This window comes from Sporosarcina sp. FSL K6-1522 (assembly GCF_038622445.1).
In the GTDB taxonomy this organism is placed as follows: domain Bacteria; phylum Bacillota; class Bacilli; order Bacillales_A; family Planococcaceae; genus Sporosarcina.
The window spans coordinates 2,580,287-2,597,869 of the sequence record NZ_CP152019.1 but is presented as its reverse complement, the minus strand read 5'-3'; the positions used below and the strand labels follow the sequence as shown (position 1 = coordinate 2,597,869).

22 protein-coding genes and 1 other annotated feature are annotated in these 17,583 nt (G+C 44.2%); all 22 genes read right to left on the bottom strand.

Going from position 1 to position 17,583, the window contains the following annotated elements; all coding sequences use genetic code 11:
- Window positions 1-20: 20 nt before the first annotated feature.
- A complete protein-coding gene (locus tag MKY34_RS12735; RefSeq protein WP_342511129.1) occupies window positions 21-1,277 on the bottom strand; it encodes a HAMP domain-containing sensor histidine kinase in 1,257 nt (418 codons plus the stop codon).
- A gap of 429 nt (window positions 1,278-1,706) precedes the next feature.
- Window positions 1,707-2,429, bottom strand: coding sequence for a YebC/PmpR family DNA-binding transcriptional regulator (locus tag MKY34_RS12730; RefSeq protein ID WP_342511127.1), 723 nt, complete (start codon window positions 2,427-2,429; stop codon window positions 1,707-1,709).
- Between the two features lie 12 nt (window positions 2,430-2,441).
- Complete coding sequence (locus tag MKY34_RS12725) at window positions 2,442-3,308, bottom strand: phosphotransferase (RefSeq protein WP_342511125.1); 867 nt, start codon at window positions 3,306-3,308, stop codon at window positions 2,442-2,444.
- Between the two features lie 10 nt (window positions 3,309-3,318).
- A complete protein-coding gene (locus MKY34_RS12720) occupies window positions 3,319-4,377 on the bottom strand; it encodes a LysM peptidoglycan-binding domain-containing protein (RefSeq protein ID WP_342511122.1) in 1,059 nt (352 codons plus the stop codon).
- A 244-nt stretch (window positions 4,378-4,621) separates the two neighbouring features.
- Window positions 4,622-5,512, bottom strand: a complete 891-nt coding sequence (pheA, locus tag MKY34_RS12715) for a prephenate dehydratase (protein WP_342511120.1) — start codon at window positions 5,510-5,512, stop codon at window positions 4,622-4,624.
- 15 nt (window positions 5,513-5,527) lie between these two features.
- Window positions 5,528-5,983: an ACT domain-containing protein gene (locus tag MKY34_RS12710; protein ID WP_342511118.1), complete on the bottom strand. Its 456-nt coding sequence runs from the start codon at window positions 5,981-5,983 to the stop codon at window positions 5,528-5,530.
- Between the two features lie 59 nt (window positions 5,984-6,042).
- The gene (gene obgE / locus MKY34_RS12705) at window positions 6,043-7,326 is read right to left on the bottom strand and encodes a GTPase ObgE (RefSeq protein WP_342511116.1); all 1,284 of its coding nucleotides are present in this window, start codon (window positions 7,324-7,326) and stop codon (window positions 6,043-6,045) included.
- A gap of 11 nt (window positions 7,327-7,337) precedes the next feature.
- Window positions 7,338-7,856, bottom strand: a complete 519-nt coding sequence (locus MKY34_RS12700; RefSeq protein ID WP_342511113.1) for a Spo0B domain-containing protein — start codon at window positions 7,854-7,856, stop codon at window positions 7,338-7,340.
- A 178-nt stretch (window positions 7,857-8,034) separates the two neighbouring features.
- Window positions 8,035-8,325: a 50S ribosomal protein L27 gene (gene rpmA / locus MKY34_RS12695; RefSeq protein WP_342511111.1), complete on the bottom strand. Its 291-nt coding sequence runs from the start codon at window positions 8,323-8,325 to the stop codon at window positions 8,035-8,037.
- A gap of 12 nt (window positions 8,326-8,337) precedes the next feature.
- Entirely contained in the window at window positions 8,338-8,667 is a 330-nt protein-coding gene (locus MKY34_RS12690; protein ID WP_342511109.1) for a ribosomal-processing cysteine protease Prp, read from the bottom strand.
- A 6-nt stretch (window positions 8,668-8,673) separates the two neighbouring features.
- Complete coding sequence (gene rplU, locus MKY34_RS12685; RefSeq protein WP_342511107.1) at window positions 8,674-8,982, bottom strand: 50S ribosomal protein L21; 309 nt, start codon at window positions 8,980-8,982, stop codon at window positions 8,674-8,676.
- A 13-nt stretch (window positions 8,983-8,995) separates the two neighbouring features.
- Window positions 8,996-9,069 (bottom strand) — a sequence feature (ribosomal protein L21 leader region).
- 45 nt (window positions 9,070-9,114) lie between these two features.
- Window positions 9,115-9,726, bottom strand: coding sequence for a site-2 protease family protein (locus MKY34_RS12680; RefSeq protein ID WP_342511105.1), 612 nt, complete (start codon window positions 9,724-9,726; stop codon window positions 9,115-9,117).
- Window positions 9,726-10,289, bottom strand: coding sequence for a M23 family metallopeptidase (locus MKY34_RS12675; protein WP_342511103.1), 564 nt, complete (start codon window positions 10,287-10,289; stop codon window positions 9,726-9,728). Before MKY34_RS12675 ends, MKY34_RS12680 begins: the two co-directional genes overlap by 1 nt.
- 285 nt (window positions 10,290-10,574) lie before the next feature.
- A complete protein-coding gene (minD, locus tag MKY34_RS12670; protein ID WP_342511101.1) occupies window positions 10,575-11,372 on the bottom strand; it encodes a septum site-determining protein MinD in 798 nt (265 codons plus the stop codon).
- A 1-nt stretch (window position 11,373) separates the two neighbouring features.
- Complete coding sequence (gene minC, locus MKY34_RS12665) at window positions 11,374-12,045, bottom strand: septum site-determining protein MinC (RefSeq protein ID WP_342511099.1); 672 nt, start codon at window positions 12,043-12,045, stop codon at window positions 11,374-11,376.
- Window positions 12,046-12,073: 28 nt separating this feature from the next.
- Entirely contained in the window at window positions 12,074-12,598 is a 525-nt protein-coding gene (gene mreD, locus MKY34_RS12660) for a rod shape-determining protein MreD (RefSeq protein WP_342511097.1), read from the bottom strand.
- A complete protein-coding gene (gene mreC / locus MKY34_RS12655; protein ID WP_342511095.1) occupies window positions 12,595-13,485 on the bottom strand; it encodes a rod shape-determining protein MreC in 891 nt (296 codons plus the stop codon). The genes mreD and mreC overlap by 4 nt, the downstream gene beginning before the upstream one ends.
- A 19-nt stretch (window positions 13,486-13,504) precedes the next feature.
- Window positions 13,505-14,521: a rod shape-determining protein gene (locus MKY34_RS12650; protein WP_342511094.1), complete on the bottom strand. Its 1,017-nt coding sequence runs from the start codon at window positions 14,519-14,521 to the stop codon at window positions 13,505-13,507.
- A gap of 91 nt (window positions 14,522-14,612) precedes the next feature.
- Entirely contained in the window at window positions 14,613-15,284 is a 672-nt protein-coding gene (gene radC / locus MKY34_RS12645; RefSeq protein ID WP_342515257.1) for a DNA repair protein RadC, read from the bottom strand.
- 16 nt (window positions 15,285-15,300) lie between these two features.
- Window positions 15,301-15,912, bottom strand: a complete 612-nt coding sequence (locus tag MKY34_RS12640; RefSeq protein ID WP_342511091.1) for a Maf family protein — start codon at window positions 15,910-15,912, stop codon at window positions 15,301-15,303.
- Between the two features lie 94 nt (window positions 15,913-16,006).
- Window positions 16,007-16,654 carry a hypothetical protein gene (locus MKY34_RS12635; protein WP_342511089.1) on the bottom strand — a complete coding sequence of 216 codons (648 nt, stop codon included), beginning with the start codon at window positions 16,652-16,654 and terminating at the stop codon, window positions 16,007-16,009.
- Between the two features lie 89 nt (window positions 16,655-16,743).
- Window positions 16,744-17,499, bottom strand: a complete 756-nt coding sequence (locus MKY34_RS12630; RefSeq protein WP_342511087.1) for a prepilin peptidase — start codon at window positions 17,497-17,499, stop codon at window positions 16,744-16,746.
- Window positions 17,500-17,583: the final 84 nt, after the last annotated feature.

Here is a 17,583-nt window from a genome sequence, read left to right as displayed (position 1 = left end):
AACAAGTCACTCACCATTTATCAATTTTGTCGGTGTTTTCTTTCTGTTGGGATCGAAATTAGAAAAGTCGTTCCTTTACCTAGTTCGCTGTCCACCGTCATTTTCCCTTTAACATTGCGAATTGTGCTATATACCATCAGCATGCCCAAACCGGTTCCCTCTTTTTTAGTGGAGTAATACGGTTTCCCAAGTTGTCTAACTTCTTCGTAAGTCATCCCCTGGCCATTATCCTGAATTCGAATGACAATCTCCTTCTTTTGCTCTGACACATCAATCAGCAACGTTCCACCATGCTCTCTCATGGCTTCAATACCATTTTTAAAAAGATTGATAAAACACTGAGTCATTTGATTTTTATCATAATGGAGCTTTGATTTATTGGAAAAACGAACTTGAATCATTACTTTATTCAGCTTTGCATAAGGGCTTAAAATATTTTCTACGTACTCAATTTCATCTTTTAAATTCGCATATACCATGTTTGCCGACTGCGGTTTTGAAAACGCAAGAAAGTCACTGACAATCTGTTCTGCTCGTCCAAGTTCTTTCAAGGAAAAGGTCAAATACTGCTTTTCCTCAGGCGTAATCGTCTTTGAACCGCTTAGTAGCTGCAGAAAGCCGTTCGTAACCGTTAGTGGATTGCGGATTTCATGCGCAATGCTCGCGGTAAGATCACTAATATCTTTTAATCTTTCAGCGCGCAAATACATTTCACGCGTTTTGACATTAGAAATCACTTTCTCAATTAAAGACATAATGAGCGCAACGACAATCATATGAATGACAAGAGCATAGGTCATGAGTCCCCAAAAATCACTCATTAATTGTTCATAATTAAAGCTCAAAACGAAAAAATAAAAGGCCATCGTCGAAAAAGTAACAGCCATCGCATAGACGACTCTCCCCTTTGCGTCTTGCTGCATAAACTTTTTACTCAATAGCGGAACAACTATAAAAATAATTGTCGAGAAAAGAAGGGATTGATAGATTCCCTCCCCTCCAATCAACATCCGATAACCATTTAACACGATGTACAGAGGGAAAACCATTTTATATCCACCATAAAGCGCCACAATCACAAATGGGATATACCGCAAATCAAATATAAACCCTATTTCCAATGCAAATGGGAAAGCCATACAAAAAATGAGTGCAATAGATGCCAAGGTAATTAATATATATTTATCAATATTTGTTAATCGATTTTCAAAGAAAATAACGGCTATTAGTACAGGGAAAAGCAAAAACAATACATTTAATAATAATGTTTCAATCAAGTGAAACTTCCTTCCGTGCGAATCCATGACAGATCGCTATGGGTTTTATAAACACGTATGAATCGCTTTCTTTACTCGTCTATTTTAAAACTATCTTCTCTATCAATTACGCCTCGGCGTAATTGCGTCCAGATTTTGAATCAAGCTTGAGTCCTACAGGATGTAGGTCATGCAACCGTTGTCAATCGAACAGCGAAGGGTTCGATTTGCCGTATTTTTGCGTTCTTTGCAGAAATTAAGGCACCTTTTTTAGGACGTGGCGAATTTAGATTGCCTTCTTAAGCTTCCTTTCAAAATCTGTGACAACCGCTGGAGGCTTTATCTTTATTCAGCGGGCGTTTGAACACCCGCTGAATAAAGATAAAAACAAGTATCCATTCACTGGGAGATTATTATTCTCTCAATGGATGGATACTAGATACCTTACACTTACTCTGCCGCATTATGATAAATATCTTGCACGTCATCGTCATCTTCAAGCGCTTCGAGCATTTTTTCAAACTGCTCTTCCTGCTCCGCAGATAGCTCCGTGTACATGGATGGAATCATCTCAATTTCCGCTGAAATGAATTCCACACCTTCTGCTTCAAGCGATTCTTTCACTGCTAGAAAATCAGACGGCTGTGTCACAATTTCAAATCCTTCTTCTGTAGACTCAATGTCATCTGCACCTGCTTCAAGTGCTGCCATCATCACAATGTCTTCGTCCGTGCTCTCTGTCCTTTCGATGAAAAGACGCCCTTTGCGGTCGAACATGTATCCAACCGAACCACTTTCTCCAAGACTGCCGCCGTTTTTATTAAACGCGACACGTACATTCGGGGCTGTTCGATTTCGATTTTCTGTCAAACAATACACGAGTACAGCGACACCACCCGGGCCATAACCTTCATAAATGACTTCTTCATAGTTTTCGTCTGCCCCTGTACCTGTCGCCTTATCGATTGCACGTTTAATGACATCATTCGGAACGTTGACACTCTTCGACTTTTCAATTGCAAGACGAAGTGCGGCATTCGATTCAACGTCAGGGCCGCCTGATTTTGCAGCAACGTAGATTTCTTTAGACATCTTCTGAAAAATCTTCCCGCGTTTCGCATCTTGAGCACCTTTACGGTTTTGTATATTCTTCCACTTGGAATGGCCTGCCATACTGACTACCCCCTATATGTTTATCCGCTCTACATCATACCATAATTTCGGCCAATGTGAGAGTGCGGATTCTGTAAAGGGGATTAGTTGTTTCGCATGCCTCTCCCTAGAAGCGGGAGACAGCGTAAACAAATAGAGCCATTCCCGGAGCAATTCATTTGGGTAAAGAAGCAGTGTCTTTGAAGTACGATCCAGCTTTTGCAACGAAGGCTGTTCATCAAAAAGAAACTCAACATCATACCCGATTTGTGGCAACACCCGATGCATCCATAGTGCGATTTCAGTACCAGCTGGACCTACACAAGCGAGGTCAAAATCTATCAAACGAATAATGCCACCTTCGTCACGCAACATATTATGATGGACAACATCGCCATGAAGCAGTGTGCAATCTTTATCGGTCCGATAATTTTTTTTGACAAGCGCCAATGCATTACGTGCAAAAAACAAAATTTCATCGACACGGCCTTTTCCGATATACGCCTCGCACATTCCGCGAATTTCACGGAAACGAACAATCCGATTTTCCCATTTCGCAATAAGCGGGTACGGATGCAAATAAGGAGAGGCGTGCCAGTCGATTTGTTCGGCTGTTTCATGAAGCGCATGGAGTACCGCAAGCGAGTCCGTCCGATCTACTCGCTTTTTAAAATTAGCTGCCCTCGCCCCATCTAGCCACGGCTGGACGAACAGCAATGGATTATCGTCAGCTACAACTGGGACAATATTCGAAAAGGACGCTCCTTTTAGCAAGTCATGCACTTCACGCACTTTCACTATGGTAGACATGGATTGATAACGTTTTACGGAAAAACGCTTACCATCCTGCTCCCTTTTCCAAACATTGTCTTTAATTTTTTCAAGATTCCCCCCCGGCACCATAGGCCAATCAGTACGCTCCGTACATAGTAGAGCCTTGATACGGCATCGGCATTGGCATCATCGGATAAGGCATCATTCCCGAATTACATGAACACGGCTGCCCATAATACATCGGTATCATCATGGCATGATGTCCTCCGCAGCCACACCCCTGTTGAATAAAGGACTGCGGCAACGCGTGCTGCCCAGGCATAGCCCCCCACATCGGTGAGACAGGTTGTGGTACATAACCAGGGCCTGGTGGACATGGAGCAGACAGCGACATATCAAATTCTGGCGATTCTTCATCACACAGAAGGTCAGGAGATTCAAGTAATTCCCAACCACTCGGCATTTGACTTGGTAATTGCATCGTCGGCGGTCCTTGGCTATGGAAAATCGGTGATTCTTCACATTCTTCTTCAAACATAGGCATCTGCACTGGGCGTTGCTCTAAAGGCTTCGAAGGTGCTGGTGGTGGCATCGGAGCAGGTGGACGTTGCTGTTCAGGTGCTTGTGGCATCGCCTGTATTTGTCCGGAATGCACAAATGGATGACAGTCGGCATCATAAATCGGCATCCAACCACATGGAATGCCAAAGATTGGTTGAACGTATGGCATTGTTGGAAACGTCTGCGCCGGTGGCATCGGAGCGGGCTGTGCTGGTGGTGACGGCGGCGGAACTGGTATTGGCACAGGTGTTGGGTGTGGCTTCGGCGTTGGTTTCGGCTGTGGCGCTGGGTGTGGTTTCGGCGTCGGCTTCGGAGCAGGCTGCGGCGCCGGGTGTGGCTGCGGCTTTGGCTTCGGTTTCGTTTGTGGTGCTGGTTGTGGAGGTACTTTCTCATGTGAAGGCGGAGTTGGTTTCACAGGTACCTTCCCCTTCTCAGGATGCTTTATATGTTCCCCTTTCGAACCTTTATGCTCTCCCCCGTGTGTCTTTTTCGGCAAAAATATTTTCATCCCCGGCACAATATAATCAGGATTGGCAAGATGCGCATTCACCCGCTTCAATTCTTCGAACGGGATGCCATATTGCCGCGCAATCTTCCACAGCGTATCCCCTTTTACAACAATGTGGACTTCCACTAAAAAATTCCCCCTTCCATCAGTTCATCGTATGAACGGACGCCCGCCTGTGTGCTCCTCATTTCAAAAAGGACGTCCTCTCTTGCCATGTATATTACAGAAGAAGGTAGTTTATTCAGATCAAGAAATTAAATTTGCAGCACCGTGCGTTATGCATAAAGATTCGAGTAACTTTGCGTGCTTCGCAATAAGATTTGCACACTTCAACAACCTCGCTCATTCTCACAAAGAAAAAACGCCACGCTCATTTAACATAGCGTGACGGCATTTCTTCATACGTATAATAAGAACCAAAGGAGCGGACAGAACAACCGAGAGCAGCAAGTTCTTCCATCGCACCTACCATCATCGGATGCCCTTCATCCTCCAGCACATCGACAATGAAAAAATAATTGCCAAGACCTGTTTTTAATGGTCTTGATTCAATTTTGCTCAAATTGAGTCTGCGCCAAGAGAAAACAGACAGCACTTGATGAAGCACCCCCGGGCGATCATCCTTTGGCAGTTTCACCATTAAAGTCGTTTTCAGTTTACCCGCATCGCTCGTAGTCGGTAACACTTCTTTCCGCAATGACAAGACAACGAATCGCGTATGATTGAAATGAAAGTCATGAATATTCTCTTCAGCGATATGTAATCCGTACTTTTCAGCCGCCAACCTGTTGCCAATCGCCGCGATTTTAACATCCGGATTTTCAGAAACATATTTGGCTGCCGCTGCTGTCGATGTCGTCTGATGCAACGGAATGCGACGAAAACGGTATTGCAAATACTTATGGCATTGTGCAAGTGCATGTGGATGCGAATGCACAGACTCAATGTCATCGACAAATTGAGCCTGCTGTTGATTCACCATCAAATGCTGTTCAATCGGCGTGGAAATTTCTGCATTGATAAACAATTCACTACCGTGGAATAAATAGTCTACCGTCATCGGTACAGAGCCTTCCAAAGCATTCTCCAGCGGTACAATTGCGTAAGCAACATGCCCCGCCGTGACCGCCTCAATACAATCGGGTATCGTTTGATAGGGAACTAATCCCGCCGTCCCAAAAAGAGTACTTGCTGCAATATGCGTGAATGACGCTTCAGGTCCTAAATAAGCGACCGATGGCGTAAATTTTTCATCTGTCATACAATAGTTCCCCCTTCAAAGTGCACCCGAACTGATTAAATTGACCGAGTCGACAAAGTCAGGCGCTTTTAGCCGTTGTAAAAACTCTTCTAGTTTGATGTGCATTTCTGTCACATCGAGCGAGAGCGTAATATTCGCACGAGCTTGGACAGGTATCGTTTGGTGAATTGTCAGGACATTGCATTTTGACTCAGATATGATTTGTAACAATGTCGCAAGTGATCCTTTTCGATCCTCCAGTTGGATGAAAATCGTCAAAATACGCTCTCGTGCAATCGACTCAAATGGAAAAACGGTGTCGCGGTATTTATAAAATGCACTCCGCGACAACCCCACTCTTTTCGTAGCATCCTGAATTGTGGATTCTTCTCCGCTAGTCAACAGCCTTTTCGCTTCTAACATTTTTTGCATCGATTCGGTCAACACATCTTCCCGAACAAGATAAAACTGCCCTTCCCCTAATTGCTTCATCAAATTTCCCCCTTTCCACGAACACAGCATTACTAATTACCCTTTTTAAGCATACCTACTTATTCTAGGAATTCAAATTCGAATTCAAGAATACGTACCGTATCTCCATCTTCGGCACCACGTTTTCGAAGTTCATCATCAACACCCATACCACGTAGTTGTCTTGCAAACTTCCGCACAGATTGGTCAAAGTTGAAGTCCGTCATTTTAAACAGACGCTCAATCGTGTAACCCGACAAGACAAATGCGCCATCATCATCCCGCGTAATTTCAAAGTCCACTTCCGATTCATGTTTGTAAAGTACAGAATTCTCGTCCTCATCCTTGATATCATACATTGGAAATTCTGGTGTCGTTTCAAGCAGATCCGCAACTGCGAACAGTAAATCATCAAGACCTTTTCGTGTAATCGCAGAAATCGGGAAGATGCGAACATCGTCGCCCACTTTCTTTTTAAATGCTTTGAGATTTTCTTCTGCATCAGGCATGTCCATTTTATTGGCAACGATTACTTGTGGACGTTCCATCAGACGCATATTGTATTGTTCCAATTCTTCGTTAATCGTCTCATAATCTTCAAACGGATCGCGCCCTTCAAGTCCTGACATATCAATGACATGAATGATGACACGCGTACGCTCGATATGACGTAAGAACTGATGCCCTAATCCAATCCCCGCATGCGCTCCCTCAATCAAACCTGGGAGATCTGCAAGCGCAAAACCACGATGATCCTCTGTCTCGACCATCCCTAGATTCGGAACAAGCGTTGTAAAATGATAATCCGCAATCTTCGGTTTTGCTGAAGAAACAACGGATAACAGCGTCGATTTCCCTACACTAGGGAATCCAACAAGACCTGCATCTGCTAGTACCTTTAACTCCAAGTTAATTTCCCGATCTACACCCGGCTCGCCTTTTTCCGACAGTTCTGGTGCTGGGTTTTGCGGCGTTGCAAAACGACTATTCCCACGTCCACCACGACCACCCTTGGCAATGACAGCAGTTTGACCATGCTCAACAAGGTCTGCGATAATCGTACCATCCGCTACGTCCGTGACAACCGTGCCAGGTGGAACTTTTACGACCATATTCGGCGCACCTTTACCATGCATGTTTTTCGTACCACCATGCTCACCACGCGTTGCCTTAAAATGACGTTGGTAACGGAAATCCATTAATGTCCGTAGCCCTTCATCAACGATAAAAACGACGTCGCCGCCTTTTCCACCGTCACCGCCAGCTGGCCCGCCGTATGCGATATACTTTTCTCGACGGAAGGCAACCATCCCATCACCGCCGTCGCCACCTTTTACAAAAATCTTTACGTGATCGACAAACATCTATTTTCCTCCTATCGTCCACTAATTGTGAACGTCCATTGATTATGCGCAAATGTTTCTTCTACCATAAAATCTCCTGTCACTTTTGGAGCCGGTAATTTGTTATGCATAACACCATTGACTGTAATCTGGATTGACCAACTTGTTTGCAATGCATGAACATCGATTTGCGTTTCATATTCGCTCGCGGGGTCAACCGCTCTTTCCGCTTCGCTGAATACTTGTTGTAAATAAGATACAACTTCGGCATCATCCACTTCCCGAATGCCTGATTGAATATCGCAAGTTAATGTTTTTGGAAATACACTGTACGTCCAGTCAAACGTACTCAGCCAGATTTGTACTGCGGGAAGACCAAGCTTTTCTAATACAGATACTTGCCGCATACACTCCGTCGCATTCATAATCGTTTTTCTAGCTTCAGGATGTTTCCCAAGATCCATATAGAGCAAGATTAGCTGAAGTTCATTCAGAAAATCATGCCGTGCAAATTTTAGTGCTTCTGCTACTGTCAGCTTCTCATTTCCCATTTTTCATTCACCGCCACTATTTCATGACTATAGTATAACATTTTCATACCTTTCTTCGTCAATAAAGGTTCTAGAAAAACAAAAGCACCTTTGTTAAAGAAAAAGTTTAAAAACGTATACTTTCATCTTATAAAAAGAAAAAGGACTGCACATCATATGCAGTCCTTCCTGTCGTATGTTACGCTTCCTGAACTTCAGGATAAACGCTAACTTTCTTTTTGTTACGGCCAAGACGTTCAAAACGTACAACGCCGTCAACTTTCGCGAAAAGTGTATCGTCACCACCGCGACCGACGTTTTCACCTGGGTGAATTTTCGTTCCGCGCTGACGATAAAGGATTGAGCCGCCTGACACGAATTGTCCGTCAGCGCGTTTTGCGCCAAGACGTTTCGAGTGAGAGTCACGACCGTTCCGAGTAGAACCTACCCCTTTTTTCGATGCGAAAAACTGGAGATCCAAACGTAGCATGTATGCCACCTCCTACTTATTGAAGATGAGTTTTATATGTTGCCCATAGTCTTGTTCAATCGTCTGTAATGAGACAATCATCGCTTTTAAGATTAACTGTATATCGTAATCTTTTTCATCATCTTCCGGAAAAATGACTTTCAAATAACCACCGTCTGCTCCTTGATGGATGTCAGGGGTCTTTCCTGTAAGCGCAATGATGGCATTGACAGCCCCGAAGGATACTGCGGATGCTCCTGCACAGACAAGGTCTTTTCCATGTTCTGCGAAATTAGCGTGACCTTTCATCTCAAATGAATGGATGTGGCCTGAAGATTGTTCATTGATGATGATCTTAATCATGCCGGCTTACAGGTTGATACCGTCAATGACGATTTTCGTGTATGGCTGACGATGACCTTGTTTTTTGCGGTAGTTCTTTTTAGGCTTGTACTTGAATACCGTGATTTTCTTAGCGCGGCCCTGTTTAACAACTTTACCAGTTACAGAAGCACCTTCCACGAATGGAGCACCAACTTTCACGTCTTCTCCACCTACGAATAGAACTTTGTCGAAAGTGACGATTTCGTCAGCTTCACCAGCTACTTTTTCGATGTAGATTTCCTGGCCTTGTTCAACTTTGATTTGTTTACCACCAGTTTCAATGATTGCGTACATACTTGCACCTCCTCTTTAGACTCAGACTCGCCTTCTAAGGTGATCCATATGGATGCTTATACCCTATCAGTGCGGTTGCAGTAGCACGGGTGCTACAAACAATAACATTTGAATATTACCACGTAGAATTAATTACGTCAACCGTTTTATAATTATTTCTCTATAAGCCTTATCATATTTTTGATAGCGAAGCACAGAGATGTTTTGTATCAGCAAAAAAATGGCAAGTAGTATATACGGCATTGTTGCCGGTAAATAACTTGTTAACAAGAAAATCGCCATTGCTAAAAACAAAATAGAGTACCCTAAAAAAAAGGAACGCCTACGGTGCACAGCATCCTCTGATTCGAACCATAGACAAAGTACCTGTCCACCATCTAGCGGGAGAATCGGAAGTAAATTAATACATAATAACGCTACTTGAATGCGAATGACGGCATCATCTCCAGGAAACGGGACGATGACCGCCACAACTAACAGAAGGAGTGTTGCCGCCGGCCCCCCAAGTGCAACGAGCACCTGCGCTTTTTTAGATGCCAGATGGCGATTCACGATGACAAGCTCCCCACCGTACGGCATAATCGTACAGGAGCGAACACGCATATGCATAAGCCACGCCACAATAAGGTGACCTACTTCATGAAGAAGCAACGACAGGAAAAGAAGCGCATACATCGACCAGCCACCTGTTACGATTAAAAACAGAAAAAAAGGCAACAAAATGGGATGTAGTCGAAACTTCATCATTCCCCTTCTAATTGCGCTTCCCCTGACAAAAAGGTTGGCAATAGTGATGCATCTAATGCAACCCCATCTCGTTTTACCATTAAAAAGATGGTGTCCTCATCCATTAATGCGAGCGTGTCCCCTTTTTTCACAGTTGTATAGGGCAGTTTTGAAAAAGTCCCCACAAAGCCATAGGTCACTTCATCTCCATTATCATATAAAACCGTTACCGTTTTCCCTGACTGACGTGTAAAACCCGTAAACATGACAAGCCCATCACCATGCGCCGCAATTGGCAATGGATTTGCGTACGACACGATGACACCACTCTTGTAAGGTTGCATAGATTCGTAAGCAGAAAAAGGTTCTTCCTTATGTGGGTCTGCCATAACCGCAATCGTTTCAGCCTCGGGGTCTTCAATCATCGACGCGACCCATTTCTTCACGACTAAAAAATCTTGACCGGTTGTTACATACTGCGTGATAGGCTGCTGGATTACACCGGCCTGCTCCAACTTCGCTACCCCGATAACGCCAATCGCCAAGACAATTGCCAATAACCACTTTGTCCTCCATTTCACCCCGTAACACCACCCGTTTTTTTTAGTATATGTCGCCAAAGGCGAGAATAGTATGGGCGAGATGATTTTCGGGACTAGTTATATCAACGCATCAATTACACCTCGGCGTGTTTGCGTCTGGATTTTGAAAGGAATGACATCCACCGAAGGCTTTTATCTTAGTTCAGCAGATATTTGCTGAACTAAGATAAAAAAATCCCCACCACAAAATGTGTTGGGGATAACTGTACTTAATTGTCCAGACTCCAGCGCCTATCGCCTCTGAACAGGCGCTTGCGCTTTTCTTTATTTTGAAAATATCAGTTTAATCTTTTCAAAAAAGCCCGGCTTCCCTGTATTCAATGACATCAGTGGAACCGATTCACCTAGAATGCGGCGAGCCATATTGCGATAACCCATTGCAGCTGGATTCGATGGATCCATGACGACAGGCTCTCCTTTATTCGAAGAGACAATGACATTTTCATCATCGAGCACAATGCCTAATAAATCAATCGATAAGTGCGTTGTAATATCATTGACATCAAGCGCATCGCCTTCCGTCATTAACTGACGCTTAATGCGATTAATAATTAACTTTGGTGGTTCGATATCTTCTTGCTCCAGTAGACCGATAATACGATCCGCATCTCGGACAGCCGAAATTTCAGGCGTCGTCACAACAATTGCCCGGTCTGCACCTGCAATTGCATTTTTGTACCCCTGTTCAATACCAGCAGGACAGTCGATGATGACATAATCATAATCCCGCTTTAACTCAGTAATTAACGCTTTCATTTGCTCAGGTGTAACAGCATTTTTATCTGTCGTCTGAGCGGCTGGCAGCAAATAAAGCCCATCCTCGAAACGCTTGTCTTTCACAAGGGCCTGTTGCACTTTGCAACGTCCTTCAATAACATCGACAAGATCATAAATGATACGATTTTCAAGACCGAGTATAACGTCGAGGTTGCGGAGTCCGATATCGGTGTCTACGAGACATACTTTCTTCCCCTGAAGCGCTAATGCCGTTCCAAGGTTTGCAGTTGTTGTCGTCTTGCCAACACCGCCTTTACCAGATGTTATTACGATTGCTTCTCCCACGTCAGCTTCCTCCTTTAAATGATGATAGACCCGGTCGGAGTATCCGAAGTTCCTGCAAACGATTAATGGCGATAAAACCATTCGGATGTAAATAAGCACATTCCATTTCCGGCTGTTCTGACAAAATTGTCAATTCGTCCGTCATCGTTTCAATTTCATCAGCAATCATAAGATGTGTCGCTTCTAGCCAAGATGCTGCAATGACAGCTTCTCGATTGCCATTCACGCCAGCATGCGCAATCCCTTTTAGTCGCCCAAGCACGTAAATACTGCCCGCTGCTACAACACGACCATTCGGATTCACATCACCAATAACAACGAGATCGCCGTCCGCTTGTACAACTTGCCCTGAGCGAATGATACCGATAAATGTTTCGGATTGGTTTTCCAGTAACTTTCGACTACATTCTTCCATCGTAATGACATCGCTTTGGATTTTCGATATACGTAGATTCGGCGATTCATGAATGATATGCATAATTTCCTTTAATTCTTCTTCATTGCAATAGCGATTGCCCGTATGCACTTGTACTTCTACAAGCCCTTCCAAACCGTCTTCTTGTACCTTCAGACGGAGTTCGGCAATCATATCCGAATAGGCACATTTGTCGTCAAGTCGGAGGACAAGGCCCGCTTTCGTCCCTTTGATCGTCACATATTGCTGTTTCGTCATTTGCGTCACCCCGCTTAATTCCCCTCAATCACAAAACGTCACCTTGTCGCTGTAGTACACGTTTGTAAATAAGATTTTTGAAAAACCAGCCAAACATACCAACGAAAAGAGAGTTCGCAATAAGTGTCGGCATGAGCCTTGTTACCATGAATTCCTCCATCCCGATTGTTGTCAATGCAATCAGACTCGCAAAGAGATACGAGAGTACTTCGAGCACCATAATTAGGAATAACGCTAAACACATCACCGTCATAATATGGCGATGGATTTGACGAATAATGACCGAAGCGATTATGCATATCAACGGATAAAGAAATGCGTATAAACCAATAATATCAATGTGATACATATCATACAAGAGTCCAAGTATAATTCCATAAATGATTGCACGCTGACGACTATAGTAAACAGCGATAAAAATAAGGTACACGATCACAAATCGTGGCACAAGGGTGTAAGACGTATCTCCAATATTCAATGGAGAGAATAAGCTAAACACCGGCTCCATAAAAAATAAGATAATGGCAAGAAAAGGGATGACGAATCGGATCATGATCCATCCTCCCCTTCTGCCGTATTGTCGCCATCTGATCCTTCCGTAAACGGACGAGTTTGTCGTTTTGCGACCATTACATGATCCAACATGACAAAATCAGCGGCCGGGCGAATATAGGTTAATTTCGTCAACCCGAAATCATCCGTCGACACCTCTGTCACTTCCCCAATTGGCAAACCTTTTGGGAATATACCACCTAAGCCAGATGAAATAACTTGCTGACCAACCTCCACCTCAAAGCTTGAATCAATGCGTTTCATAATCAGTTCGCCACGTTTTGAATCATATCCTTCTATTAGGCCAAAAACTTCGGTTTCTCCCGGAATAACCGCTGCCACTCGGAAATTACGATTTTCTGTTGATAATAACTCAATCGTTGACGTAAATGGTGTCACAAGAATGACTTTACCGATTAAACCAGTTGCTGTCATGACAGCCATGTTTTTCTCAATGCCATGCTCTTCCCCTTTATCAATGATAATTTTCTCTTCCCATTGATCAGGGTTTCTTGAAATAACAGTTGCTTGAATCGGTTCATATGCACGTAAATTATCTTCCTTGCCAATAATTTCTCGCAGACGCTTATTTTCATTCTCAACATCAACGAGTGCCGATTGACTCGCAGCATACTCATCCAATCTTGCTTTCAATTGCTTGTTTTCTTCATATGTATTCAAAATCCCATCAATATTCCCGATAACGTTCGTTATGTAGTGCGCCGGCTTCGAGAAAAGTGACTGCCCGAAACCGACGACGTCTTTCACAATCTGTTCTGGGAGGGAGGCGTGTTGCCGATCCCTGAGGGAGAATGATATTAATGCTACCAGGAAAATGACACCTACCAACAGTAATATCAAACGTTTATTCGAAAAAAATCGCGGCATTGCCTATGTCCTCCCTCGTTTATCTTGTTTGCATCTTTTTAATCAACTCGAAATTATCAAGCGCTTTCCCTGTCCCAATTGCCACACAGTCCAATGGATCTTCTGCTACAAAGACAGGCATATTCGTTTCCTCAGAAAGCGTTTTGTCTAAGTTGCGAAGAAGTGCGCCACCGCCTGTTAGGACGATTCCACGTTCCATCACGTCAGATGATAGTTCCGGTGGTGTTGTTTCAAGTGTTTTCTTAACACCGTCAAGAATTTGCGTAATTGATTCACGCAACGCTCCCGCAATTTCGTCGGATGAAATTTCGATTGTTTTTGGAAGACCTGTCAATAAGTCACGGCCACGGATTTCCATCTTCTCTGTTTTACCAGTTGGAATTGCAGAACCGATTTCAATTTTAACAGCTTCCGCTGTACGCTCACCAATCGTCAAATTGTACGTTTTACGAATATAACTAATAATCGAGCTGTCCATTGTATCGCCACCGACACGAATCGACTCACTTGTCACAATTCCGCCAAGTGAAATAACAGCTACTTCTGTTGTACCTCCACCTATATCGACGACCATACTGCCCGTAGGTTCCCAAACTGGTAAATTTGCTCCGATTGCAGCCGCAAATGGTTCTTCAATTGTAAAAGCATCTTTTGCACCCGCTTGACGTGAAGCATCAGTAACTGCACGTTGCTCAACGGATGTAATGCCGTAAGGAACACAAATCATGACATTCGGCTTTTTCCATGAATTCCCCGATACTTTCATCGCTTCTTTCATGTAATGCTCAATCATCGCTGTTGTAATCTCATAGTCTGCGATAACGCCATCTTTCATTGGACGCGTTGCCACAATCGAACCCGGTGTACGACCAATCATATTTTTCGCAGCGCTACCAACCGCCACAATTTCACCTGTATTCGTATTTTTCGCTACTACCGATGGCTCTCTAAGCACAATCCCTTTTCCTTTAATGAAAACTAATGTATTCGCTGTGCCGAGGTCAATCCCGACATCTCTCGATCCTAATCCAAACAAATGTGTTCTTCCTTTCTCCTTAACCGTATAAGTACGGCCTTCATGAAATCCTACAACACATTATAACGGATAGCGCGAGAAATTCACAGTGTCACATATATCCTTTCTCTTTAAGACTGACAAACTGGTGGTCGCCGATGATAATATGGTCGATTGTTTCAATGCCCATAATCTCTCCCGCCTCTATTAATCGCTTCGTAACCGCAATGTCTTCAGGTGATGGTGACGGATTTCCGGAGGGATGATTATGAGAAATAATAATCGACGCCGCTGAGCGCTTCACAGCTTCGCGGAATATGTCGCGTGGGTGGACGATAGATGCATTTAGCGAACCGATAAAGATTGTCTGCTTGTGTAGCACTTCGTTCTTGACGTTCAGAAATAAGGCAACAAGATGCTCTTGGTTCAAAGAGGACATATCCGTCATCAAATACGCTGCAGCATCTTCCGGTGAACGAATGGTGTAACGACCTTCTGAATGTTTCTGATAGAGCCGTTTGCCAATTTCAGCTGCCGCCAATAGTTGAACGGCTTTGGCCTGTCCAACGCCTTTCACTGCCATCAACTCTTCAATTGTGACATTCTTTAAATCTTGTATTTTGTCAAATGAAGATAAAATTCGATTGGCGAGCACAAGCACCGATTCTGACTTTGTGCCTGTGCGCAACAAAATCGCAATAAGCTCCTGATTCGACAGGCTACCTGCCCCTTGCCGAATTAGCCGTTCACGTGGTCTATCCGCAATATGTACGTCCCTAATCATCATTTTTGGTTGAAGGTCAATAGGCAACGTATGGATCGTCCTCCTTTAACGAAATCAGACCTAATTTTCGTAGATGCTCCGCCAATTTTGCAATCGGCAAACCAACAACCGCATGATAATCGCCTTCAATTTTCTCGACGAGTAACGCTCCCGCCGTTTGAATGCCATATGCACCTGCCTTATCCATCGAGTCGCCCGAAGCGACATAGGCATCAATTAACACTTCGTCCAATGTGCGGAATGTGACTTTCGTCTCCACCGCAAATGTTGCCAAATGTCTATCAGTGTGAATACCAACACCCGTAATAACAGAATGGGTTTTCCCGGATAATTCCTGCAAAAATTGTTTGGCTTGTTGATTCGAATTAGGCTTCGGATAAATCTTCCCATCAAGTACGACAATTGTATCCGCGCCAATGACAATCGATGTTTTATGTTGTGCAGCAACTACTAACGTTTTTTTCGCAGCTAACTCCCTTGCATACTTCGTGACATCACCCGTTAGTTCAATATCCTCTGCTACATGGCTCGGCACAATCTCAAATGGGAAGCCAAGCAAACTTAATAATTCCTTCCTGCGTGGTGACGCTGACGCCAAAACAACTGATCTCTGAATGTTAAATTTCATGTAAATTCCTCCTTTGCTCTATCATACAGGATGACACGAAATGAGGAAATTGTGTAGAAAGTGCGATAATGAGATTTTGGTGGCAAATTCGCCATTAAAACGTAATTTTAATACAGTCATCTACAGAAGAATAATGGGAAATCAGCTGGAGGCGGATGGTACGCATATCATCGGTAAAGTCAGTGATAGCCTTGATATTTTGACCGAACCCCTGCGCTCCCTCTTCCTTTTTACCGTCCTTTTCACTAGTTGCCAAAGATTTTATTTTGGCACTATCGGTTTCACTCAACACCGCTTGTAATTTGCCTGCCCCCATCGCCGAGCAGGATGCCGCATTAGCCTTAAATGCCTTGCGAAACGTGCCTTCTGATGCACTCACCTCAATTTCCCCCTCTGCTAGCCCGACCGCCGACCAGACGAGGTAATTCTGATCCACTCGAATAATGGCTGCTTTCGCTAAAGACGTGTCCTCCGCTATAAACGCTGCCGCAGCAGCTGCAGAGGAAAATGCGCCGTGTTGCTTTGCATATAATTGCAATAGCTGTTCCTCCCCTTCTACAGGCGTCTCCACCACCGCCGGCCCCGACGTCGGCACTTCTTTGTCCATCGTCACCTCAGGCTCTTTATCCCGCGTCCAGTACAGCAGTAAACCAATTAACGCTACAGCTACAATACCAATTAACACCCCATGCAACATCGCCATGAAGACGGTTACTTTTGAATAGCGTTTCCCAAATTTCACTGTCATCCACCCCGTTTTTCTTTACTGTAGCAAACGGCATGTGAAAAAGGACAAGACGCTTGTCGTCTTGTCCTAGAAAATTTATCGACCTAACTAAACAGATTGCCGTACCAAGCGACAAATTCGCTTCCCCAGAAATACGCAATGACAGCTGCCACCGCAATCGAAGGACCAAATGGCATCGGCGTCTTGCGCCCTTGTCCCCTTCGCTTTAAGACAATTAGCCCCGTAATCGTACCAATGAACGCCGCTAAAAATAACGTCAACAGCGTACTCACAGTCCCAAGCACGAGCCCAATAACGAAAAACAATTTAATGTCTCCCCCACCCATGCCACCTTTCGACACGATCGCAATGAGGTATAAGACACCAAAGCCAACAATCGCCCCTAATAGGCTGCTCCACCATGCGCCAAGTGGCAGGAACAAGCGTAGGCCAAACAGCACGACAGCAAACGGCAAGAGCACCTTGTCAGGAATGAGCATGTAAGCTATATCCGATACTGTAATGATAACAAGTAGTGACACGAACAATAGCGCAACGACCAGTTCAGCATTCCAACCAAGCATGTAAAAGCTCAGCGCAAATAACATGCCCGTCATCAGTTCCATAAACGGATAAATTGGGCTGATTTCCGAGCCGCATCCTCGACAACGCCCCCTCAAGAATACATAAGAAAAAACCGGCACAAGATCGATGGCACTTAGCCTACGGTCGCAAGCTGTGCAATGCGACGGCAGCGAGACGATGGACTCTTTTTTCGGCACACGCAAGCCCACAACATTGAAAAAAGAGCCGAAGACGGTGCCATATAGAAAGAACAGTACGAGAAGAACCACATCCATTTAACAAGCCACCCCTTCTGCATAAAGCGTCATCGGTTTAATTTTCACGTCTATACATTTACTCGTCTACACCAGTTCGTCGAA